Annotated in this window: 27 protein-coding genes; 1 reads left to right on the plus strand and 26 read right to left on the minus strand. The window is 31.8% G+C overall.

The window, feature by feature from the left end:
* Nucleotide 1 precedes the first annotated feature (1 nt).
* Genes Q0820_RS02680 through Q0820_RS02795 form a run of 24 tightly spaced genes read right to left on the minus strand, consistent with a single transcriptional unit; the run spans nt 2 to nt 19,998 of the window.
* Nucleotides 2-610: a hypothetical protein gene (locus Q0820_RS02680; RefSeq protein ID WP_298484848.1), complete on the minus strand. Its 609-nt coding sequence runs from the start codon at nt 608-610 to the stop codon at nt 2-4.
* Nucleotides 591-1,214 (minus strand): outer membrane lipoprotein carrier protein LolA, encoded by a 624-nt coding sequence (locus Q0820_RS02685; protein ID WP_298484850.1) that lies wholly within the window; start codon nt 1,212-1,214, stop codon nt 591-593. The genes Q0820_RS02680 and Q0820_RS02685 overlap by 20 nt, the downstream gene beginning before the upstream one ends.
* Nucleotides 1,207-1,983 (minus strand): polysaccharide deacetylase family protein, encoded by a 777-nt coding sequence (locus Q0820_RS02690; RefSeq protein ID WP_298484852.1) that lies wholly within the window; start codon nt 1,981-1,983, stop codon nt 1,207-1,209. The genes Q0820_RS02685 and Q0820_RS02690 overlap by 8 nt, the downstream gene beginning before the upstream one ends.
* Entirely contained in the window at nt 1,977-3,041 is a 1,065-nt protein-coding gene (locus Q0820_RS02695; protein WP_298484854.1) for a beta-ketoacyl synthase N-terminal-like domain-containing protein, read from the minus strand. The genes Q0820_RS02690 and Q0820_RS02695 overlap by 7 nt, the downstream gene beginning before the upstream one ends.
* Nucleotides 3,041-4,237: a beta-ketoacyl synthase gene (locus Q0820_RS02700; protein ID WP_298484856.1), complete on the minus strand. Its 1,197-nt coding sequence runs from the start codon at nt 4,235-4,237 to the stop codon at nt 3,041-3,043. Before Q0820_RS02700 ends, Q0820_RS02695 begins: the two co-directional genes overlap by 1 nt.
* Nucleotides 4,238-4,277: 40 nt before the next feature.
* Nucleotides 4,278-4,535: a phosphopantetheine-binding protein gene (locus Q0820_RS02705; RefSeq protein WP_121063768.1), complete on the minus strand. Its 258-nt coding sequence runs from the start codon at nt 4,533-4,535 to the stop codon at nt 4,278-4,280.
* A 5-nt stretch (nt 4,536-4,540) separates the two neighbouring features.
* Nucleotides 4,541-5,158: a 3-oxoacyl-ACP synthase gene (locus Q0820_RS02710; RefSeq protein WP_298484857.1), complete on the minus strand. Its 618-nt coding sequence runs from the start codon at nt 5,156-5,158 to the stop codon at nt 4,541-4,543.
* Between the two features lie 6 nt (nt 5,159-5,164).
* The gene (locus Q0820_RS02715; RefSeq protein ID WP_298484859.1) at nt 5,165-6,226 is read right to left on the minus strand and encodes a methyltransferase; all 1,062 of its coding nucleotides are present in this window, start codon (nt 6,224-6,226) and stop codon (nt 5,165-5,167) included.
* A gap of 18 nt (nt 6,227-6,244) precedes the next feature.
* Nucleotides 6,245-7,393: a beta-ketoacyl synthase gene (locus Q0820_RS02720; RefSeq protein WP_298484860.1), complete on the minus strand. Its 1,149-nt coding sequence runs from the start codon at nt 7,391-7,393 to the stop codon at nt 6,245-6,247.
* Nucleotides 7,386-7,835, minus strand: a complete 450-nt coding sequence (locus Q0820_RS02725; protein WP_298484862.1) for a thioesterase family protein — start codon at nt 7,833-7,835, stop codon at nt 7,386-7,388. The genes Q0820_RS02720 and Q0820_RS02725 overlap by 8 nt, the downstream gene beginning before the upstream one ends.
* On the minus strand, nt 7,813-9,081 hold the full coding sequence (locus tag Q0820_RS02730) for an ABC transporter permease (RefSeq protein WP_298484863.1): 1,269 nt from the start codon (nt 9,079-9,081) through the stop codon (nt 7,813-7,815). The genes Q0820_RS02725 and Q0820_RS02730 overlap by 23 nt, the downstream gene beginning before the upstream one ends.
* The gene (locus tag Q0820_RS02735) at nt 9,074-9,817 is read right to left on the minus strand and encodes an ABC transporter ATP-binding protein (protein WP_298484864.1); all 744 of its coding nucleotides are present in this window, start codon (nt 9,815-9,817) and stop codon (nt 9,074-9,076) included. The genes Q0820_RS02730 and Q0820_RS02735 overlap by 8 nt, the downstream gene beginning before the upstream one ends.
* A gap of 12 nt (nt 9,818-9,829) precedes the next feature.
* Nucleotides 9,830-10,825: a BtrH N-terminal domain-containing protein gene (locus Q0820_RS02740; RefSeq protein WP_298484866.1), complete on the minus strand. Its 996-nt coding sequence runs from the start codon at nt 10,823-10,825 to the stop codon at nt 9,830-9,832.
* A 5-nt stretch (nt 10,826-10,830) separates the two neighbouring features.
* Entirely contained in the window at nt 10,831-11,232 is a 402-nt protein-coding gene (locus Q0820_RS02745; RefSeq protein ID WP_298484868.1) for a hypothetical protein, read from the minus strand.
* A 2-nt stretch (nt 11,233-11,234) separates the two neighbouring features.
* Complete coding sequence (locus Q0820_RS02750) at nt 11,235-11,684, minus strand: ABC transporter permease (protein WP_298484870.1); 450 nt, start codon at nt 11,682-11,684, stop codon at nt 11,235-11,237.
* Nucleotides 11,685-11,691: 7 nt separating this feature from the next.
* Nucleotides 11,692-12,129, minus strand: a complete 438-nt coding sequence (locus Q0820_RS02755) for a hypothetical protein (RefSeq protein ID WP_298484872.1) — start codon at nt 12,127-12,129, stop codon at nt 11,692-11,694.
* Nucleotides 12,130-13,263, minus strand: a complete 1,134-nt coding sequence (locus Q0820_RS02760; protein WP_298484874.1) for a beta-ketoacyl-ACP synthase III — start codon at nt 13,261-13,263, stop codon at nt 12,130-12,132.
* Nucleotides 13,260-14,189: a dialkylrecorsinol condensing enzyme DarA gene (locus Q0820_RS02765; protein ID WP_298484876.1), complete on the minus strand. Its 930-nt coding sequence runs from the start codon at nt 14,187-14,189 to the stop codon at nt 13,260-13,262. Before Q0820_RS02765 ends, Q0820_RS02760 begins: the two co-directional genes overlap by 4 nt.
* Entirely contained in the window at nt 14,186-15,073 is an 888-nt protein-coding gene (locus Q0820_RS02770; protein WP_298484877.1) for a lipid A biosynthesis acyltransferase, read from the minus strand. Before Q0820_RS02770 ends, Q0820_RS02765 begins: the two co-directional genes overlap by 4 nt.
* A gap of 7 nt (nt 15,074-15,080) precedes the next feature.
* On the minus strand, nt 15,081-15,323 hold the full coding sequence (locus tag Q0820_RS02775; RefSeq protein WP_121063795.1) for an acyl carrier protein: 243 nt from the start codon (nt 15,321-15,323) through the stop codon (nt 15,081-15,083).
* Between the two features lie 4 nt (nt 15,324-15,327).
* Complete coding sequence (locus Q0820_RS02780) at nt 15,328-16,545, minus strand: beta-ketoacyl synthase (RefSeq protein ID WP_298484880.1); 1,218 nt, start codon at nt 16,543-16,545, stop codon at nt 15,328-15,330.
* Nucleotides 16,546-16,560: 15 nt separating this feature from the next.
* Complete coding sequence (gene fabG / locus Q0820_RS02785) at nt 16,561-17,313, minus strand: 3-oxoacyl-ACP reductase FabG (RefSeq protein WP_298484882.1); 753 nt, start codon at nt 17,311-17,313, stop codon at nt 16,561-16,563.
* Nucleotides 17,314-17,335: 22 nt separating this feature from the next.
* Nucleotides 17,336-18,466, minus strand: a complete 1,131-nt coding sequence (locus Q0820_RS02790) for a WG repeat-containing protein (protein ID WP_298484884.1) — start codon at nt 18,464-18,466, stop codon at nt 17,336-17,338.
* 5 nt (nt 18,467-18,471) lie between these two features.
* The gene (locus Q0820_RS02795) at nt 18,472-19,998 is read right to left on the minus strand and encodes a histidine ammonia-lyase (protein WP_298484886.1); all 1,527 of its coding nucleotides are present in this window, start codon (nt 19,996-19,998) and stop codon (nt 18,472-18,474) included.
* Between the two features lie 103 nt (nt 19,999-20,101).
* Here Q0820_RS02795 and Q0820_RS02800 point away from each other — a divergent pair, with 103 nt between their 5' ends.
* Entirely contained in the window at nt 20,102-21,340 is a 1,239-nt protein-coding gene (locus Q0820_RS02800) for an NAD(P)/FAD-dependent oxidoreductase (RefSeq protein ID WP_298484888.1), read from the plus strand.
* Nucleotides 21,341-21,398: 58 nt separating this feature from the next.
* On the opposite strand, the gene Q0820_RS02805 is transcribed toward Q0820_RS02800, so the two are convergent.
* Together Q0820_RS02805 and Q0820_RS02810 are read right to left on the minus strand one after the other, a co-directional pair.
* Nucleotides 21,399-22,004 (minus strand): hypothetical protein, encoded by a 606-nt coding sequence (locus Q0820_RS02805; protein WP_298484890.1) that lies wholly within the window; start codon nt 22,002-22,004, stop codon nt 21,399-21,401.
* A gap of 79 nt (nt 22,005-22,083) precedes the next feature.
* On the minus strand, nt 22,084-22,959 hold the full coding sequence (locus Q0820_RS02810; RefSeq protein WP_298484892.1) for a phosphatase PAP2 family protein: 876 nt from the start codon (nt 22,957-22,959) through the stop codon (nt 22,084-22,086).
* Nucleotides 22,960-22,967 lie beyond the last annotated feature (8 nt).

The raw sequence follows: 22,967 nt of genomic DNA on the forward strand, positions 1-22,967 counted from the left end.
CTTAAATTCCTTTTAATTGTATTTTTAATTTGATGTTTTTATGTTCTATTAATATACGCATTGCAGCAGCATCTTTTATGTTTGAAAATTGATATACCACTTTCTCCTTTCCATTACCCTCTCTAACAATTTTTGTTAAGCCTATATTCTCATAAAAGTAAAAATGGTTTTTGTTTAATACTTCCGCTTCTTTAACTTGAATATGTTCTTTAGTATAAGTTTGGGTACTTACATTAAATTCTTTTACTAATGTTGTAAAGTCTCTTTCTAAAACATTCAAAATAATTTTCTTATTCATATCTTCCAAGATATGATTTACTTTAAAGTCATTTTTATAAAATGAGAAATCGAAAATTTTATTTCCCATTTCCGTTGTAAAAACTAATCTATGCTCTTTATCTGTAATCTTTTTTATGATAATAATTCCAGAGAATTTTTTTTTATAAAACTGTAAATCGGCCTTATAAACATAATCCTTTTTTGCATTAGAAAAATAAGGATTATAAACTTGAGATACACTTATATTACTTTCTGCAAAACCATTTTTCTTAGGATAACTTGCACAGGAAACCATAACTAAGAAACAAATACTACTGAGCAAATACCGCATCTGGAATTACTTTATTTACTTCACGATTAGAAAAAATAATTCGCGTATAATCATTAGAAGGCTCTACCATTTTTACTTCCAAAACATCCCCATTACTAGTAAATGTAATGTGAAAGACTTTTATAAATTCAGATAATTTTGGGTCTTTAGGGGCAAAATGCACTTCGCTATTTTTATCTTTTTTAAAATAGGTGATAGCAAAGTATTCATCATTAAACATATCGCCTTTTATACTAGCTGCTATAAGTGTATTTAGCTCTTTAAATAACTTATTAGAACCAATATCTACATTACTCTTATCTCCTTCATTATTTATATAAAGGGTTTCTCCTTTAAACAAAACGGAATACGCAAAAGGCTTTACATATTCCCATTTTACTGTATTTGGAGCTTTAAAAGACAGCTTCCCTGTAGACTCTATATCATTAGACAAAAAATCTAAATGTTTGTATTGGGTAAAATCACTAGAGATAGATTGGGTTTTATTTGCCGTAACTTTCACTTTATTCTTTAATGCATCAGCCTCTTTAGAGCTCATTTTTGTTTGTGCCGTAGCTACTGTTCCTAAAGCAATAAAAAAAAGAAAATATACTATCTTATTCATAAGCTACAATATCTAGTAATTTATTTACAGTTATAGACTGCATTTTTTTCTGCTGTAAAAATAGCAATAACTGTTCCAAAACAGCCACGCTTTTAGCACTAGTATCGTGTAAAAGAATAATATCGCCTTTTTTTAAGTTTTTGGTTATTCTACGCACCACCATATTCTTTGTTCTTTTGGTAGTATCTAAAGAACGAACACTCCAACCTATAGAAGTTAAGCCCAAATCTTTTACTGCCTGTTTAATTCTTGGGTTTGTTACCCCAAAAGCCGGCCTGTATAAACGCATATTTTTATTAAAAACAGCATTAACATGAGTGTTTGTTTCTTCTAATTCTTGCTTTACCTTTTCTGTACTTAAAAAACCAAAATTACGAGTGTGTGAATAAGTATGATTCCCTATAGTGTGCCCTTTTTCTAATATTGTAGAAACAATAGCTTGGTGTTCCTTTATTTCTTTACCAACACAAAAAAAAGTAGCTTTTGCATTATATTTTTCTAGAAGTTCTAAAACTTGAGGCGTAAATTCTGGATGCGGACCGTCATCAAAAGTAATGGCAACTTTATTTTCTTCTATTTTTTTATTTTTATGATAGGAGGTTAAATGGTAATTCCATTGAATAAAAAAAGAACCAAAAACTGTTAGCGCAAACCAAATAAAAGCAATAATGCCATATACATAAACAGGAATAGGAAACCAATAACTTGTAAGTAATAACAAACAGAAAAGTGCAATTACAATTCTATTTACGTTACCAAACCTTAGCATTGTTTTAGTAAAGTGAAGCTATGATTTTCTCCTCTATACTGATTATATAATAGAATGGTTTTTAAAGTTTTAGTTTGTTTCTGATTTAGTTTAACCACATCTGGGATAGATTGGGTTTTAAGAACCTTAGCTCCTAACCAAAAGCCAAAAGAAGATGCCGTATTATACTCGCCACATAAATGTTTGTAATATACTTGTTGTGTATCTGCAAAAACACCTTCAGAAAGCAGATTATAATACCCGTCAAAATCTACATCGCCATTATTACCTAGGATAACAGCATCTATTTCGGATACATTAGAACCGCTTTCTTCTAAAAAAGAAATTATACGTTTTTCTAAATTTTTTTTTGAAATTGTATTTAGGGTTTCTATTGCAATTACTTGAGCGTAAGAACTCTCTTGTTGTGTAGTAGATAGTGCAAAGAAACCTGCTCCCTCTCCAAAAATAGCTCCGGAAGTATTACTTTCTAATAAAGAAGAAGTATCTGTATTTTCTTCTTTTACAAAACCTATTAATTGATGAATCTTAACTGTATGTGGGGCATTCTCGTCTACACCACCAACTAGTATATTTTCTTCCTCGCCTGAAGATAATTGTAATTGCGCATCTAGTAAAGCCGACTCAAAAGACGCTCCAGAATGTACATATGTAAAATTATATCCTTTGCATTGTATGCCTAGAGCTATTTGTCCGCCAACAGTATTGTGTGTAGACTGTATAAATGAAGTTGGGGTTAAAAACTCTTCGTTATTATCTATTAATTTACTCAAGAATTTTTCAGAGTCTATTAAACACCCCATTCCAGTTCCTGTGATTATTGCATCTACAGAATCTAGTTGTGCGTCTTGCATAGCAATATTAGAAGCAACTACTCCCATTTTTACACCAAGAGCCATTCTACGAGCTGCACCGCCAGAAATAAAATCTTTATAAACAGGGTTTACCACAGGCATAACTCTGTCATTATAGGTAATTACTTCCTCTAAAAACGCTTTATTATCAAAGGTTTTCTGAGCAGAAATAACACCACAACCGTTTATAAAAACTTTTTTCATTATTTAGAAAATATTACGGTGGAACAATTTCCTCCAAACCCTAAAGAATTTGATAAAACTGTATTTAATTCTTTTTCTTTTATTTGTACTTGCGGCCTAATTGCAAACTCCTTCATAGGAGTTGTAAAATTTAAATTAGGAAATACCACATTATTCTGAAGTGCTAAAATAGAGTACACTGCCTCTATACCACCTGCAGCTGCTAAGGTATGTCCTGTATATGGTTTTGTAGAACTAAAATCCGGAACGGCATCTTTAAAAACACGTATTATAGCTCTACCTTCCGATAAATCATTATTTCCTGTTGCAGTACCGTGTGCATTTATATAATCTATAGCCTCTGGTTTTAAATTGGCAACTTTTAAAGCTTTTTCCATTGCTAAAGTAGCTCCATCTCCATTCTCAGAAGATGCTGTTTGGTGATAAGCATCATTAGCATTCCCATATCCTTTTACGTAGGCCAATACTTTTTTATTCTCTTTAGCTACCAAGGCATCAGACTCTAGCACTAAAAAAGCTGCTGCTTCTCCTAAATTTAGTCCTTTTCTATTTTCATCAAAAGGGGTATTATAGGTGTCTGATAATATCATTAAGGTTTTAAAGCCATTAATGGTAAATTTAGATAGGCAATCTGCACCGCCAACCACAACACGGTCTAGCTTTCCAGATTTTATAAGTCTGGCGCCATACATTATAGCATTTGCTGCCGAGGAACATGCAGTACTAATAGTAGTAACTAAACTTTCTTTTATGCCTAACTCTTCTGCTATTTTTTGGGTAGAATCTCCTGCATGATGGCCTTCTATATATTTTCTATGCGCATCACTTTCTAGATAGTCATAATAGTACTTCTCTGTCCTATCCATTCCGCCAACACTAGTTGCCGAAATTAATCCAGTTTTGTGTGCTGTAATATCTAGAATATTAGCATTTTTTATTGCTTCCTTAGCCGCTACTAATCCTAAAAGAGCTGTTCTAGAATAATTATTGTCTGGTGGTATTCCTAGTTGTTCTTCTAGCTCTTTGTCAGTGAAAGCAATTTCACCAACCATAATAGCATTTTTATGAACCGTATCTATTTTAGAAATTCTAGAAATGCCTTTGTTTCCAGAAATTAAGGAATTATAATTCTCTTCTACATTGTTTCCAATTGCAGAAATAATTCCCATTCCAGTTATTGCAACTCCCTTATTCATAGATTCTTAAAAAATAATATAAAATCTTTCTCTAAGATTGTTATTTAGGGCTATTTTCAGAAATATAAGTAGCCATTGTATCTATGGATTCAAATATCTTTTTCCCTTCTTTTGGATCCGACAATTTTATCCCGTAATCCTTATCTAACATTACAATAAGTTCAAGAGCATCAATAGAATCTAGCCCTAAGCCTTCTCCAAATAAAGGGTCATTATCTGCAATTTCATCTACTGAAACATCTTCTAAGTTTAACTGCTCAATAATCTTATTTTTTAACTCTTCTTTTAACGCTTCCATAATATTTAAAATCTACTATTTATTTCTTTAATTGTGTGCGGAATTTCTGTTTTCTCTTTTGTTACTAGATATAAAAAAGCGGTATACTCTTCTTCATCTACATTTACCCAACCACACAAAACCTTTTCTGCTTTATTTTCTTCTATTAAGCCCTTACTATATGCATATAGATATTCTGGGTTAAAGTTTTCAAAGATAAAGAAACTATTTTCAGAATACAGTTTATGTTTAATACTAATTTCGCCCATGCAAATATTTGGTAATGTATATACAAATACAGCCGGACTAGGATAAAAATTAGCATTATCCTCTATAGATTTTTGATACTTTCTATCCGTATCTAAACTAGAGGCATTATTAGAAAAAACAAGTGCAATATTTTCTTCTTTTTCTGGCACAACATTTTCATGTTTTAATAAAACATCTGCCCCTAAAAAAGCTAATTTACTTAAGCTATCCATCTTAAAAAACTTGGAATAATCTGTTTCCAAATTTTTATATGCCATTTTTATAAAGTCTACAAAAGATTCTTCTTCTGGAGCCTTATAAAGCAATTCTCCATTTAACAAAATAGAATTGTTTTTTATATGACAATAACTCTTTATGTAAGTTTTAGAACTCAATTATTCTTATCTTTTTTTACAAACTAATATAGTATGGTATTCTCCTATAGCAATATCTTCTTTAATATATAGTCCAGCTTTTTCCGCTAGTCTAATCATAACTTCTGCTCTGTACATTTTACTGTTACCATTAGCAAGTACTGTAAAGTACAAAGAAGTTGCTTCTAGAATAAATTTAGCATTATCAAACCGTTGCCTGTCTGTAAACGTTTCCATAATTAAAAGTTCTGTATCCTCATTCATGCCTTCTACACAGGTAGATAGTATTTTTACAATCTCATCCTCAGAAAAACAATCTAAGAATTGACTCATCCAAATAACATCTGCTCCAGTTCCTACTTTTGGATTTTCAGAAAGCCAATCTATCTCTTGTCCAGAAATTCTATGGTCTAAATTATTCTTTTTAGCATTATTAAGTGCCACATTTAATTGACCAGGAAGATCAAATATTTTAACCTTAACATCTGGATCATGCTTACAACAAAGTAAAGCACATTTTCCTGTGTTACCGCCAATATCAAAAATTTGTTTTGGTTTATTTCTGAAAAGAATTTTTAAAGCCTCTTCAAAAGCGCCATCAGAATAATGGTGATCAAACTCGAACCAAGATTTTTTAATTTCATCTGGTAAAACAGATAACCCTTCATAAATGGTATCCCATTTTCCAAGCTCTTTTAAACCAGAAGGTTTTCCTGTTTTTATAGAATCATTTAAATGATAAAGCCCTTTAAAACACACATCATTAGTAAAATTCATATTAACCCTAGCAGTTTCATTAAACGCTAAGAAATAACCAACTTTAGTAAGCTCGTATTTATTATTTTCATTTACATAAACAATATCTGAACTCTCTGCCATTTCTAACAAAACACCTAAACCATACTCACTAACAGATAAATCTTTTGCTATTTCATCTATAGTAGTTCCTCCCGATTTATTTTTTTTAAAAATATAATCCAAAACCCCCAATTTTTTTAAAGAAACTGAGGTTTGAAAAATAAACGGTGCAAAAGCAATTTTTTGTGCTTCTTCTAATGCATCTATTGCTTTCATGTGTTTTTGTGGCATTTATTTAATTTTGAGTAATTAGTGTTTTACTTTTTTAAAAATTGCTGCTGTATTACAACCTCCAAAACCAGAAGCTGTTTTTAAAAAAATAGTAAGATTTTTAGCGGCAGTACTTTTAATAATATTTATTGTTTTACTTACTCCTATTTCATCAAAACCTAAAGAAGCAAAAAGTGTGTTTTTATGCATGGAATGCATTCCTATTATAGTCTCCAATAAGCCTGAAGCCCCTAAAGTGTGACCAAAATAACCTTTAAGGCTATTAAGTGGTGTTTTGTTCATTTGCAACCTATTAAAAGCTATTGCCTCCATCTCATCATTAAAGATTGTTGCTGTTCCGTGAGCCGAAATATAATCTATATCCGAAGCAAGAATATTAGCCTCTTTAAGAGCTGAATTTACACTCCTAACCAAACCTTCTCCAGTTCTTGAAGGGCCAGAAATATGGTTTGCATCATTAGCGGTACCATCTCCTAAAATCTCTACTGCTTCGGGTGCTAAATTAGAAATATCTTTTGTTACCAAAATACTTGCTGCAACTTCCCCAATATTAATTCCTGTTCTATTTTTACTATACGGTTTACATGGTTCATTACTTAGTGCCTGAAAAGAATTGAAACCAGAAACTGTAAACTTAGTTACCAAATCTCCGCTTACAATAAAAACAGAGTCAAACAAATCTTGCTTAATTAAGCGTTTTGCTATGGATGTTGCTAAAACACCAGAAACACAAGCATTAGATAAAACCAAAGGTTCTTTTAAAAACCCAAAATGAGTTTGCACTGCTTTTCCTAATTCAGATAAATATGCTTTACCTTCATTGTGTAAAGTATTTATTTCTAAAGCATCAATATTTCCTTTGGTTGTAGAAATAATTAACCCTGTGCGTTCTGTAATTTTAATTTTACTAGCAGAAATAACTTTACTTAGAGAAAGTATCATCATTTTCTCTAATGTAGTATGCGCATTTTTAGAGTTTAAACCCGTAAATTCTTCTTCCAATTTTTCTTTATCTACTAAAGAAGAATAAAAAGACTCTGGCATTAACGCTTTATTATTAACAAGTTTTAAACTAGTAATTTCATCTTTAATCTTATTAACAGCAGCAGCACTGTTAAAGCCATAAGACGAAACTATATTATTATAGGAAAGATAAATTTTACGCATCTATTAAACCCACTTTTCTTTTCCAATTCATAAAAAAATCAGGAATTGTCAAGGATAATTCTCCTCCTAATTCTACAAAAACCTGAACCGTTTCTCCAGTACAAACAATTTCTCCTTCAGGATTAAAAATTTCATACTTAAAAATCATTTTTGCAGCGGGGGAATCTACATAAGTTGTTTTAACAGTAGCTATATCTCCATAACGCAATGGTAATTTATGCTCTGTGCTAGATTTTACTATTGGCGTAGAAAAATTATTATCTTTCTGATCTAAATAGGAAACACCGTGATGTCTTCCAAAAGCCTCTCTACCATCTTCAAAATACTGTATATAATTACCATGCCATACAATTCCTAATGGATCCGTTTCTACAAAACGTACACGAATTTCACTAGTATAGGAAATTTCCTTTGAGGGTTTAGACCGCAATTTTTTTCTCATTATAAAGTATGGCTATTGTTGTTGTAATTATAAAAAATAAAAACAAGAGTGTAATTTCTGGAATAATTTCTGAAAAACCTACATTTCTTAAGAAAACGTCATAAAATGCATTTAATCCCCAATTCATTGGAGATATATTTGATAAAGTTTGCATAAATTTTGGCATTGCAAAAACAGGAACCCATACGCCTCCTAAAGCTGCAAGAATAACTACTAAAGTTGCTCCAAAAGGTGCAGATTGCTCATGTGTTTTAAAAACTGTACCAAGTAATAATCCTAAACCTACTGCCGCAAGGCCTGCAAATAAAGAAACTATTAATAGTAATGGCAATTTTCCCGTAATGTTAATTTCTGGTAGAGAAATAACAGGAAACAAATACAATCCCACTAATAGCATAAGCACAAATTGCAGTACACAAACACCTAAATAAACTATAGTTTTTCCTCCTAAAACGGTAGCATATGAAACAGGGTTTGTTCGTAACCTAACAAAAGTTCCTTGAGACTTTTCCTTTACCATATTTATGGAAAGTGGTAGTATAATAAAAAATATAGCAAATAAGGACCATGCAGGAATGTTATGCTGACTGGCATTTGGTATGGCATTTTTAGTACTTTCCGGGACTATCTCCTTAAAGGAGATAAAACTATTGGTGTCAAAAATTGGCTCTGTACTAGGCTCTTCAGACAGCTGTTCTTCAAAAGCTTTATAAATAGTTTGTATCTCTATGCCCGAAATTACTCTGTCTATGCCATTCTTAACAGAACTCTTAAAAGATTGTTGGGTTGCAGGATCAAAATAAAGTTTAACTTCTTTCTTCTTATCTTTTTTTGGAATACTAGGCTCTAACTCTTCCTCTACTCCAAATTTAGCTAGAATACCATCAACATTTTCATTTACTTTTATTTCTAAATCTGAAGATAAGTTTTCTGGTATTACAATTGCTAATTGATAATCCCCTTTAAAAACTAAGTCTTTGGCTTCCTGTTCTGAAACCTTATTTATTACTTCAAAAGCATTGGTGCTCGTAAGTCCTTTATTGATTTGTTGCGATACAGAACCTTTGTCATTATCTACAAAAAGAATAGGAATTTTAGAATCCTTAATGGTCTTAAAGGTATTATTTTGAATTAAAGTAATGGTTATTAGTAAAATTAACGGCATTACAAAAAGAATGGCCATTCCTCCTAAATCTCTGATTAGAAGTAAAAATTCTTTATATGCTGAAGCCCAAAGTTTATACATAATCTCTGAGTTCTTTGCCTGTTTTTGCAATAAAAACCTCTTCTAAACTACGAGCTCCTTCTTGTAGTTTTATTAATTCAGAAGGTTCTCCATTACAAATAAGCTTACCGTGATCTATAATACCAACTCTAGTGCAAAAATTTTCTGCTTCATTTAAATGGTGCGATGTATAAACAATGGTAGCTCCGTTTTTATTTAATTCTTTTAAATGACTAATTATTGCATTTTTAGATTGTACATCTACACCTACTGTTGGTTCATCTAAAAATAACACTTTTGGCTCGTGTAAAATACTCCCTATTAGGTTAATTCTTCTTTTCATTCCGCCAGAAAAATGAAGAATTTTTTTATTTAAAAAATCGGTTAAACCTAGAATTTCTACATGTTGTTTTATTAACTCCTTAAGCTTATTTCCTTTAAGCCCATACATACTTCCTAAATAAAAAAGGTTTTCATATGCTGTTAATGATGGATACAAAGCGTATTCTTGCGGAACAATACCAATAATTTGCTTAAGTTTATTTTTATTTTGTTTGTAGGTAAGTCCGTTTATTGTAAAAGAACCTTCCGTTGGTTTTATTAAAGAACTAAGCATAGAAATTAAAGTAGTTTTTCCAGCGCCATTAGGCCCTAGCAAACCAAAAATTTCTTGATTTTCTATTACCAAATCTATATTGGACACCGAATATTCTTCTGCTCCTATATATTTTTTAGATAGTTGGTTAATAGTTATCATTTTTATATAAAATTAGACCACCTTCTTTAATTTTTTAAAAAAAGCTTCTTCTTTATCTGCAATAGTAGCCAATTGATCCGCCACTTTATTATAACCATCTTCGGTTGCACTACGGTTTTTATAAATACGAGAAGCATCTACAGCAAAATCTCGCCATAAATCTCCAATTTGTGTAATTTCTTTAGACATTGTAGAAAGTTGGTCATTCTCCAAAATCTTACTTGCTTCTTGTAAAAAAGCACCATAAATATACCTAAAGCCACCACCACCAGTACCAATCTCTTCTTGCATACGAACAATTTGTCCTAAATAGTGATTAGCGGTTTTAACTCCTTTTTTTGCTGGCCACTTACGAATTAGTTTTGCAATTTTACGTATAGCTTTTACTCCAACAATAGGAACAGGGGCAGTCATGTCTTTACAAGTATGCTTAATCCCTTTTACAATTGCCTTTTTTAATTCTAATTTGTCTGGAAACTCTATAGGGTAATACATATGCCCTTTAGGGGCAAATGCTCCTTTAGCAAAACGAACTTTTTCTAGTTCTTTTTCTGATAGAGAGGTTACCTCCTCCATAACAGGATCACTTATTAAATATCTTCCTTCTTTTTTCCCATATACCACCATGTTATGAGCATTAAAATGAAAGCGATATTCCTCTGGAAAATACAATAAATTATACACTCCAACTTGCAAACCAACAGGGTTATTTTTTTCTAAATTCTCATCTAACCTTGCTTTTGCTTTTTGCGCAGTACTAAATTTTTCGCGTTTTATTTTTACCCCAGTACGTTTTGCAAAACGATTAAAAATAGTTCCTGGCATTGCACGATATGTAACTACAGGTGCATGATTAACTTTTAAAAAAGGAAGGTAACTAAATAATAATCCAGAGCCAATGCCAAAAACCATTGGTTCACTAACTTCAAAACCATTAAAACGCATTAAGTTAGACACTACGCCATTTTCACAATGTGCAGATTGTTTGTGGGTAAAGTTTATTTCCATGGACTTTATTTATGAATATCCTTTAGTTGTTCAACAGTAATTTCAAAAATATCGGCATATTTTTGAAGTATTTTTTTATTTAACTTTTTAAAAACGGAAGGTTTAAAATGTCTTTTTACTCTCCATGCCCACATGCCAACATAACTTGCTAAAATACCTACATCCATTTTGTGGAGTTCCATGTAATACTCAATAGGACTGGTAGTATTATTTAAAACTTTTTGTTTAGCAATCTCGGTTCTTTCCTCTATATCCTTAATAGCATTATCTAAAGCAATGGTTTTAGGGTCCCAACCAGTACTTAATTCTGTAGTATATTCTCCGTTTTCATCTACAGCATAATACATTTCTTTAATATTAGCCGACTCTAGATTACTTTTATCCTGAGGCACTTCGTTTTTCTTCATCTCTATATTTCGTGAATTAGAAAGTTTAGAGTACAAGCTACAATTAATTCATCATTATTAAAAATAGCCCCTTCAATTGTACAAATGCTAACTCCTTCTGTATCAAACCTAGAAACCAGCTTTGTCTTGGTCACAATGGTATCTCCTACCTTTGGAAGCTGATGTATAGTTACTTTTTTAATTGCACTTATATAGCCTGTAATATTATTAGTTTTACCTTCTAAATCTCCTTTTTCAAAAAAACTTTGCCCCACAACCGCAGAGCTAACTTGCGCAGCATTCTCTATAAGACCAGGTTCTTTTAAAACACCATCTTTTACAAAAACGCAATCGTTGTTTATCTGAAATTCTCCTGTGGCACTATCGTCATTTATATGGGTAATATAAGACACCATGAGCATTGGGTCTCTATGCGGTAGAAAGTTTTTAATGCCAATTTTATTTTTGCCCACGTATTTTTTATTTTGCTAATACGGTTTTCATTTCGCTTAATGCAATAATTTCCCCTTCGCACTCCACTTCAATTTTTACTAAAGTTACCCCCATTATATCATGTAAAATAACAACCGTGGTTTTTAGTTCTTGTCCTTCTTTTGGCAGCTTAATTATCTCTGCTTTTTTTATAGAACCTATATAACCAGTAGGTGCTTCTTGGTTTTTAAGAAAATAAGAATACCCAGTATGTAAGGCAACGGTTTGTGCCATATTCTCTATTAATCCAGGGCCTTGAAAATAACCGTTAGATGAAAATAAGTCTTCCTTTTTTATTTTAAATCCAGAAATTATCTTCTCGGCAGAAAAATAGAACAATGTATCTACCATTACAAATGGCCATTTTTGTGGTATTAAGTTTTGTATAAAACTTTCATCCGTAATTGGTTGTTCTACTACATTCATTTAACATACAGTTAAATATGCATAAGTATAAGAAAAACGAGCGCTTTCCGGAACATGAAGAAGTATTCTATCTCCTTTTTTTAGCTTCCCAGAAGCCACCAATTCTTCTAACATTACATATATAGATGCAGCTCCTACATTACCTACATTCTCTAAATTTAAAAACCACTTATCCCAAGGAATTTCTACCCCTTGTAATTTAAGCTCTTCATAGAGGTTATCTTTGAAATAATAGGACGAAATATGAGGTAAATAATAATCTACATCCTCTGGGCCAATATTATTTTTCTCAAAAGCTAATTTTAAACTATCCACACCTTTTACTAAGATATTTTCACCTAATAAACGTGTGTCTTGTTTCATAGCAAACAAGGATATTTTACCCCATTCTTTTGCAGGAAACTCGCTCCAAGGTTTTAGATTGCCATCTTCTAATTTGTCTGCTCCTGCATACATACATGCTTCTATCTCATGTGCGTAAGAGTAGCCTTCCATCCACTCTACTTTCAATGGAGTATTTCCTTTAGGTTCACTTTCTAAAAGAACAGCACCAGCACCATCCGATAGCATCCAACGTAAAAAATCTTTATTAAAAGCTAAAATAGGGCTATCTTCTAACTCACTAAGTTGCTCTACTTCATCTTCAAAAACATCTGCTCGCATCCAACTAGAAGTTCTTTCAGAACCTGCGCATACAGCATTTTCTACTTGACCGGTTTTTATAGAAAGAAATCCAAATTTTAAAGCATTCATTCCAGAACAACAAGCTCCAGACGGAGAATTTATTTCCATATTACCATTCTTTAAAAAACCATGTACCATAGAGGTATGAGAAGGTAATATTTGATCAGGACTAGATGTTCCGCAAGACAACAATTGAATATCTTTTGTTGTAAAATTAGCATCACACAAATTCTCCACAGCCTCTTTTGTTAGCTGTGCATTATTATGGGTAACCTGGCCATTTTCATCAATGGCATAATATCTAGTTTTAATTTTATTGTTACGCAAAACAATACGTCTTGCTTTTGATGTTTTTCCTCCAATTTTTCCAAGTTTTTCTTCCATTTGATCATTATCAACTGGTTTGTTGGGTAAAAACTTAGATATTCTTGTTATGTATACTTCTTTCATGAATTTTCCTTTAAATAAACCGAAGAAAAATATTCTTTCTCTCTTTTTCTTTTAAGGTGCGTAGGCAAATAAGTCAACAAAAATACAATAAAAACTATTGGTGCAATAACCCAAATTGCAAATAATAAATAATACTTAAAAACCTTAAGGAATTTTACTCTTTTAGGTGCTCCAGACTTTCCTTTTTTTATGATAAGATTTGCCCACTTAGAAAAGATAACATTCCCTCTTTCGTCTGTCATTACTAGATAAGGATTCACAATAACACCCCCAAGCTTTACAAATGTTTTTTGAAGTGTTGAAAAATCATTTTTTACTAATGCTTCTTTAATTGGCGCTCCATATTTATTTGCCTCTTTTATATCTTTATCTGATACCCCTGGTTTAGGAAAAATTCCTAAATAACGGTCTTTTTTACCAGATAACATCCAGTATTCAATAGTTATAACACTAATGTGATTAATATGCTTATCTACAAAAGCTAAATGCCCAACCAAATTTGCATTAGCTTTTACTAAAAGTCTTTTTACTTTCTCTTGCGCTTGCAACCACATATTCCTACAAGCAACAACAGTTATAACAGGTGTATTACCCATTATTTTTTCTGCAAATTCTGACTTTAAAAAAGAGTTTATAGGTATTGAAGGAGTTAAAAACCAAACTTGGTATCCTAAAACCACCAAATCAAAATCTTTATTTAAAATTTCTTCTGGAGGGGTTTCTATCTCTGAAGGTATTTGTAAAAAGGTCTCTGGAAAAACATCATAAAAACTATCTTTTCCCCAAGGAAATTTAAAAGGCTTTACGGGTTTTATTTCATAATAGGTTACATTAATTTCTTCCTTAAAAATTGGGGTAATCATATTTTTAAGAATAGTTGTTAGCTGCCCTGTTTGAGAATAATGTATAACTAGTATTTCTTTCATTCTACTTTTTTAGAATTCCAAAATTTAAAATAATTAAACCATTGTAAAGGATATTTTCCTAACATCCACTCTATACTTTCTGTGTATTCTTTTAATAAAGCTTGTGCATTCCTATTCTCTACTTTAGCTTTTCTTGCATATAAATGATAGTGTTTTTTAGTTTCTTTCATTACGTATACAAAAAGAACAGGAACATTTAATCTAGATGCCATTAAGAAAGGTCCAGCAGGAAATTCTGCCTCATTTCCTAATAATTTTTCTGTTAGGGTTTTATTTCCTTCAAAATAACGATCCCCTGTAAAACACACTAAACCTCCTTGATCAAGTGCTGTTTTTATTTCAAAAATATGACTTAAATCTTCATTAATAAGAATAAACTTAATTTTAGACTTTCCTGTTACACTTTCTAAATATTCTTTTATTTGTTCATGCTCGTTATCTGTGGTTACAAGATGAATTTGCGAATTATAATCTATTTCATCAAAAAAGAAATCTGCTATTTCAAAATTTCCAACATGAGCGCTAATAAGAATACCTCCCCGCTTTTCTTTTAGAAGGTTATTTATTTCTTCTACACCATCAAACTCATAGGTAAACTTATTTCTTAAACCACTAGAAATAGCAACTTTATCTATTATAGTTTGCCCAAAAACATACGTATTCTTTAATATACTTATGGTACTTTTTAGGGTAGAATATTTTAAATGATTTTTAAAATAGTCATAACTAGATGTTCTACCTTCTCTTGAAAAGAAAAAGTAGTAAACAACAACAAAATTTAATATAAAGTAGGCAAAAGACAGACCTAAAGTTTTTATAAAAAAAACAAAGATTTTATACCCTAAAACGGTTCCTTTGGATTTTCCTTCCCACTTTTTTGCCATTGCAATGTTAGCCTAATTTTTTCTCAATAAGGTCGTAAAAATGTTGTAATGTAGTAACGTTGATAAAGTCTTCACCAACAAGTTTTACTCCAAAATTAGACTCTACTGCAACCACAAGGTCTACAAAATCTAAACTATCTAATTCTAAAGTATCTTTAAGGTTAGCTTCTGGATGAATGTCATCTTGTTCTACCTCAAATTCGTCTATAAGAAAGTCGTTTATCTTTTCAATAATAACTTCTTTATCCATCTAATTATATTGTTTTTATTACAAGCGCAGAGTTTGTTCCTCCAAAGCCAAAAGAATTGGATAAAAATACATCAATTTTTTTATCTATGGTTTTGGTTACTAAATTTAATTTAGCGGAATCTTCATCTGTATTCTCTAAATTTATATTCGGGGCTACAAATGAGTTTTGCATCATTAGCATAGAGTATATTACCTCACTAGCACCAGCCATCCAACATTCATGGCCTGTCATAGATTTTGTTGAGCTTACTAATGGACGATAATCTCCAAAAACTTCATGAATTGCCTTTGCCTCATTAGCATCTCCTACAGGAGTTGATGTAGCATGCGCATTTACATAATCTATTTGCGAAGCATTCATATTAGCGTCTTCTAAAGCTTTTTTCATTGCTTTAGATGGTCCATCAACGTTTGGTGTAGATATATGCCCCCCGTTTGAGGAGAAACCATAACCTACAATCTCTCCTAAAATTGGAGCCCCTCTTTTTACCGCGGACTCATAGCTTTCTAATATTACAGTAGCACCACCACCGCTAGGCACAAGTCCACTCCTATCTTTATCAAAAGGTCTTGAAGCCTTTGTTGGGTTTTCATTATTTATTGCAAAAACACCCAATCCATCAAAACTAGCCATTGCCAAAGGGTTAATTTCTTGAGCACCTCCTGAAATAATGCAGTCTTGCATACCACTTTTTATTAAATGATACGCCATTCCTATAGCATGAGACCCACTTGCGCAAGCCGCACTCACAGTAAAATTAATTCCTGTTAATTTAAATATTGTAGAAAGGTTCATGGTTATGGTAGAATTCATAGCTTTAAAAATTGCACCAGAACCAACAAGGGTAGTATCTTTTTTTTCTCTAACCGTATCTATAGAATCTATTACAGATTTGGCCGTACTATCATTACCATAAATAACTCCTACTTCATTTGCATCTAAAAAATCTTGTGAAATTTTTGCATTAGCAAGGGCCTCCTGTGTTGCAGCATAAGCATAAGCACCTTCCTGACCTAAACTAATACGTTGTCGTCTAGAAAGCTCTTTTTTAAGATTTGGAGAATCTACCATACCAGTAATCGGAGATCTATATCCAAGATCTTCTCTCTCTTGATCAAAAGCAATTCCAGATTTACCTTCATATAAGGAAGATTTTACCTCCTCTAGATTTTTGCCTATACAAGAGTAAATACCCATTCCCGTTATTACAACTCTTCTCATTACCTACAAACTCATTTAAGAGTATATCCCTCCATTTATATTAATAACTTCTCCTGTAATATAAGAAGCTTTTTTAGAAATTAAAAAAGAAACTAAATCTGCTACTTCTTGAGCTTCCCCAAATCTATTGGCAGGAATCATTCTTTTTAATTCTTTTTCATCTAATTCTCCGGTCATATCTGTTTTAATAAAACCAGGAGCTACAGCATTTACAGTAACGTTTCTTTTAGCAACTTCTTGTGCCAATGCTTTGGTTGCTGCAATAATTGCTCCTTTTGCAGCAGAATAATTTGTTTGACCCGGAGTACCCTTAAGACCAGATACTGAAACCATATTTACAATTCTTCCGTATTTATTTACAAGCAATTTTTGAATTAGGTGATTGGTGACATTAAAAAAGCCATTTAAACTTGTATTAATAACACTAGACCAGTCTTCTGGTTTCATCCACATAAATAGACCGTCTTTTGTTATTCCCGCATTATTAACTACAGCTTCAATAATTGCATTTTCATTTGCTTCTTGCCAAGCATCTAAACGCGCTTTTACTTCTTCTAAATTTCCAACATTAAATTGAATAATTTCTCCGGAACCACCAGCATTCTCAACTTCTTTTAAAGTGTCTTCTGCTGCTGTTTGGTTACTATTATAATTGATTAGAATTTTATATTCAGAATCTTTAGCTAGCTGAATACAAACAGCTTTTCCTATTCCACGAGATCCTCCAGTTACAAGAGCATATTTTTTAGGCGCAATTTTCTCCTTCATTTATTTATGATGCTTTCTAAAATTATTTACTAGTATCCACAAAGTTTTCTGCATTCTGAAACCATTTACCTCCTAGAGCTTCTCCTTTTTCATTAATAAAGCCCCACTTTTTGTTAGACTTTACTTTGGCTAAACCATTAATAAAACCTTTTTTAAATCCAGACATTACAAAAGAAAACCCACCAGATATATCATACTCCATAGGTATTACTAATGTTCCAGATGTATTTACAAATCCCCATTTTTTATCTCTTACTGGAGCCAAACCTTTATCTCCAAAGATTTCTGCATCTCTATAATCAAAAGGAATTACCTCTTCTCCTTTTTCATTGATATAACCCCAAGATTTTCCTTTTAAAACTGGTGCTAATCCATCAACAAAAGCTTTTACTTTATTAAAAGTTGGCTCTATAACCCATTCTCCGCTTGCATTAATAAAGCCCCAAGTTTTTCCTTTTCTAGCATAGGTAAGTTTAGATGAAGAATGAAAGTCCCATATTTTAGTAGCACCAGGTACAACTTGTAATTTACCGTTAACAATAACACCAAAATCTTCTCCTTTTCTTGCCCATATACCATTGCTATTATACTTACTTATTTCTTTATAATCTGCAGGTATAACTAGCTCTCCTTTTTTATTTATAAGCCCCCAAGACTCTCCAATTTTTACCTTAGCATGACCTTCCCAAAAGTTTTTTATTACTGTATATTTAGGTTCTAAAATAAGTTTTCCATCAGTTCCTAAAATCCCTATTCTATCTCCTTTTTTAAATAATGCAACACCATCATTAAAATCATAATACTTATCTGGTATTGGGGTTTCTAATTGTTTCCCAGTACCATCTACATATTTCCAAATTTCATTACTATAAACCAAAGCGTATCCAGAATTAAATCTCTTTACTTTATCGTATTCTGGTTTAATTACCCATTCTCCTTTTGCATTAATAAAACCCCACTTATCATCTTTTCTAGCAGCTGCATATTTTCCCGAGAAGCTTGCAGCTTTTTCAAATTGAGGCTCAATTACATATACCCCAGATTTATTAATATACCCAAATAAATCATTCTCTCTAACCAACGCAAGTTCTTGCGCATAGAAAGAAGAAACTGATAATAAAATAGTTAAAATGAATAAAAACCCCTTTTTCATAATTTTTAGTTTTCGTTGTTAATAATAAAATCTTTTACTTGATTAACAAAAGGATACATAACAAGATCCTCTTTAAACGGGGGAACAATTTTTCTTATTTTAGAATATAAAGCTTTAGTTTTAGAAGAAACTTTATCCTGAACTCCTAAATACTCTATTGCTTGTGTTATAGTAATTAACTCTATTGCCATAACCTCAAAAGCATTTTCTATTACTTTTTTGGTTATTAAGGCCGCATTAGTACCCATACTAACAATATCTTGATTGTCATTGTTATTTGGTATACTGTGCACATACATAGGGTTAGACAACATTTGGTTTTCTGCAGTAGTAGAAGTTGCTGTAAACTGTACTCCCTGCATTCCAAAGTTTAAACCTAATTCTCCTAAATTAACAAAAGGCGGAAGTATATCATTCAACTTAGAGTTCATTAAATAATTTAGTTGTCTTTCTGCCAACATACTGGTTTTAGCAACTACTATTTTTAGCTTATCCATCTCTAAAGAAACATAATCTCCATGGAAATTTCCGCCATGATAAACATGCTTTTTCTCTACATTAACAATAGGATTATCATTTGCAGAGTTTACTTCTTCTATCATTATTTTTTCTACACCATTTAAAGTGTCTAAAACTGGTCCTAATATTTGTGGTACACACCTAATAGAATAGTACTCTTGCACTTTTTCTTCAAAAACGGAGACACCATCATTATTGGTATATAAATGATGTTCTCTTTTTCTTGTTAACTGACTATCTTTTAAATGGCTACGCATAGAACGTGCAATTTCTCGCTGTCCTTTATGCATTTTAGTATTATTTAGCTCTTCTGATAAATGATCGTCATAAGCTTGCATTATTTCATTTATAGCAGAAGAAGAAGAAATCATCCACTCTAAAAGTCTACGAGTGTATATAGTATTTACAATACCAATACCCGTCATTACAGAAGTACCATTAATAAGTCCTAGACCTTCTCTAAGTTCTACAGAAATTGGTTGTAAACCTTCCTTTTTAAATATTTCTTCTGTTGTTTTTCTTTCGCCTTTATAAAAAACTTCACCTTCTCCTATTAAAACCAGAGCTAAATGTGCTAATTGAACTAAATCTCCACTAGCACCAACACCACCATGTTCATAAATTAACGGAGTTATATCTCTATTAATTAATTCTATCATTAGCTCAACAACAGAAATATGAATTCCAGAATTCCCTAAGCTCAATGTGTTAATCCTTGCAAGCATTGCTGCTTTTACATATTTTGGTGCTATTGGGTTTCCTGTTCCAGAAGCATGACTTCTTATAAGATTGTATTGTAATTTAATTCTTTCAGAATCTTTAATCTTATACTGAGCCATTGGCCCAAATCCTGTATTTACTCCGTAGATTACTTTATTCTGAGAAAATTCTTTTAAAAAATTATGACTTTCATTAATAGTAGCTACAACTTTTGGGTCTATAGTTAACTTTTCTCCTTTGAAAATTACATTATAAAACTCTGTAATTCCTAACTTTCCTTTAATTTTTGGCATCTAATGTTGGCTATACTTAAATAAGCGGCAATTTATAAATAAAAATGATTAATTTGCTGTGCAAATTTACATTATTTAATAAATATCCAATTTAATCTGTAAGATGATTCAAGAAAATGTTGAAGTATTAATAATAGGAGCAGGACCATCTGGCTCAGTAGCAGCTTCCTATTTGCACAACAATGGCTTTAAAGTAAAGGTTGTAGAAAAAAGCACATTCCCTAGATTTGTAATTGGAGAAAGTCTTCTACCAAGATGTATGGATCATTTTGATGAAGTAGATTTATTACAACCCTTAAAAGATTTTGGGTTTGAAGTTAAATCTGGTGCTAGATTTATGAGAGGGGAAGAAATTTGTAACTTCGACTTTGCAAAAAAACACGGCGAAGGTTGGGATTGGACATGGCAAGTACCTAGAGCAGATTTTGATACTATATTAACCAATACATTAATAGAAAGAGGCGTAGATATTGCTTTTGAACAAGAAGTTACAGATGTAGTTATTACAGACGAAGGCTCTACAATTAGCATAAAAAATAATAAAGGTGAAATATCTAAAATTTTTGCCAAGTTTATTATTGACTCTAGTGGATATGGCAGAGTATTACCAAGATTACTAGACTTAGATAAACCATCTCCACTACCAAAACACTCTTCTATATTTGCGCATGTAAATGACCCTAAACGCCCTGAAGGGGTAGAAGGCACCCTAATAACGTTTGATGTTTTGAGTAAAGAAACCTGGCTGTGGGTAATTCCTTTTTCTAATGGACGCACAAGTATTGGTCTTGTAGGACCCACAGAATATATGGATTCTTTTAAAGGGACAAACGAAGAGAAATTAAAAGAAATAATAAATCTCTCTACGTACTATAGAGACCGTTTTGATGGAGTAGATATTAACTTTGAACCAAAACTTATTAAAAATTACTCTAAATCTGTAAAACAAATTTATGGTAAAGGATATGCTCTTACCGGAAATAGTGCAGAATTTTTAGACCCTGTATTTTCTTCTGGTGTAACTTTCGCAACCGAATCTGCTTTACTTGCAGCAAAATTGGCTGCAAAAGAACTAAAAGGAGAAAATGTTAATTGGGAAGTAGACTACTATGAATACATAAAAGAAGGTGTAGATGTATTTTCTACCTATGTAAAAGAATGGTATACTGGAAACTTACAAAAAATATTTTTTCACAGACCAGAAAATCCTGAAATAAAAAAGCAAATATGTGCCGTACTAGCTGGGTATGTTTGGGATAAAACTAACCCTTTTGTAAAAAATCATAACCGTTTGGTAAGAACTGTTGCAAAGGTAATAGATATGGAAAACCAAACCGTGTAATAACAAAGAAGAGAGCAATTAATAATTGCTCTCTTCTTTTTATACTTATAAAGCTTTATTATTTTAAAGCCTTCTTCTTAAGATACGCTGCAAAAGATTTTGCTGCTTTAGCATAACATTCAGAAATTCTATAACCAGAGTTATAATCATTACCCATAGCACCATAACCTTGTACATCATAAAACTTTCCAGAGAACAAAACGTTTCCTGGGTTACTAGTTTCATATATAGTAAACGTTACATCTATCTCTGCATTGTGTCTAACAATACCAACATTGTATCCTGCATATATTTTATTGGTGTGTACTTTCATTGTGTATTCTGCCTCTGCATTTTCACTAGAAACAGAAAGTTCACCTTCATCAAATCTTTTATTAAAAGACTCTATAAACTTAGGCTCATAAAATTCTTCTCTATCAGAAAACCAAGACGCCTTAAATTTTTCTCCTAAACCAGCTTCTTTTTCTTCTCTCTTCTTCATTTTATCCGCTAAGAAATCTTCTTCCGAATCGTACTTAGGAATCTCTAAATCAGAATAATCAAACTCAAGGTTATACTCTTTAATCTCTTTTAAATCTTTAGGATTACCGTCTATATCCTTCATTTTTTGAGCTTGAGTTGCTCCTGCAATAAATAAAAATGCTAGTAATGCAATCTTTTTCATATGTAATTTTTAATGGTTGTTAATTATAAATTTATATTAACGAGAACGAGCAATATTGATATAAAGTATATATTACATTTTAAAAAGTACCTACCACCCCAATTTGTCCCGGAGCAAAGTTTAAGTTCCAAGTTATTTTTTTACTCCCCTCATTATATTTCTGATTATACTTAGAATCTAAATACTTATCTATAGACTCTACTGTAAAAATACTTATTGCTACACCTAAAGCAACATCTGAAAGCCAATGTTTTCCTTCCCATAATCTAGAAATTGCTGGTATTGAACCTACTGCATAAACCCCAGTTTTTACCCAAGGACTTTTAAATTGTTTTGCAATTGCATGAGCATTTGTCATTGCCAAAATAGTATGTCCAGAAGGAAAAGAATGATACTCTTTATTCCCTGCCCAGAAAGGTCTAAAAGTATCGCTAGATTTTCCGCTTAAAGGTCTTGCTCTACCTACTGCCGATTTTAATACTTGTTGTAAAAGCCCAGCTGAAGTAGCAGACGCAATTAATAATACTCCTGTTCTTCTTAATTTTTCGTCCTTTAAAGCTAAACCTGTTAAATAAACTGCTCCTGTAATCATATAATTATTAGTAGGGCTACCAACACTAAAACCATAATTGCTAACTCCTTTTGGAATATCCTCTTTTATTCCAATAAAATAATCGGATACTGGCTCGTCTACTAAATAAATTAAACCTGTACCTGCCATAGTATACCCTAATGTTGCCCATTGTTTACCTTGCCAATGTAACGGCCTTGTATAGGAGTATCCCACTCCTTTAAATACATTTCCCATGTCATAGCTTAACATTTTCCATCTGGTTTCTGGCATTTTTATTGTTGTATCCTGTGCAAAAGAAGTCGCCGAAAAAAATAAAAGGAAAAATAGTACTATTTTTGATAGGCTACATGAAAACAAAGTATTGGTTGTTTTATATTTCATATATATAT

This window comes from uncultured Maribacter sp. (assembly GCF_947495965.1).
Lineage (GTDB): Bacteria > Bacteroidota > Bacteroidia > Flavobacteriales > Flavobacteriaceae > Maribacter_B.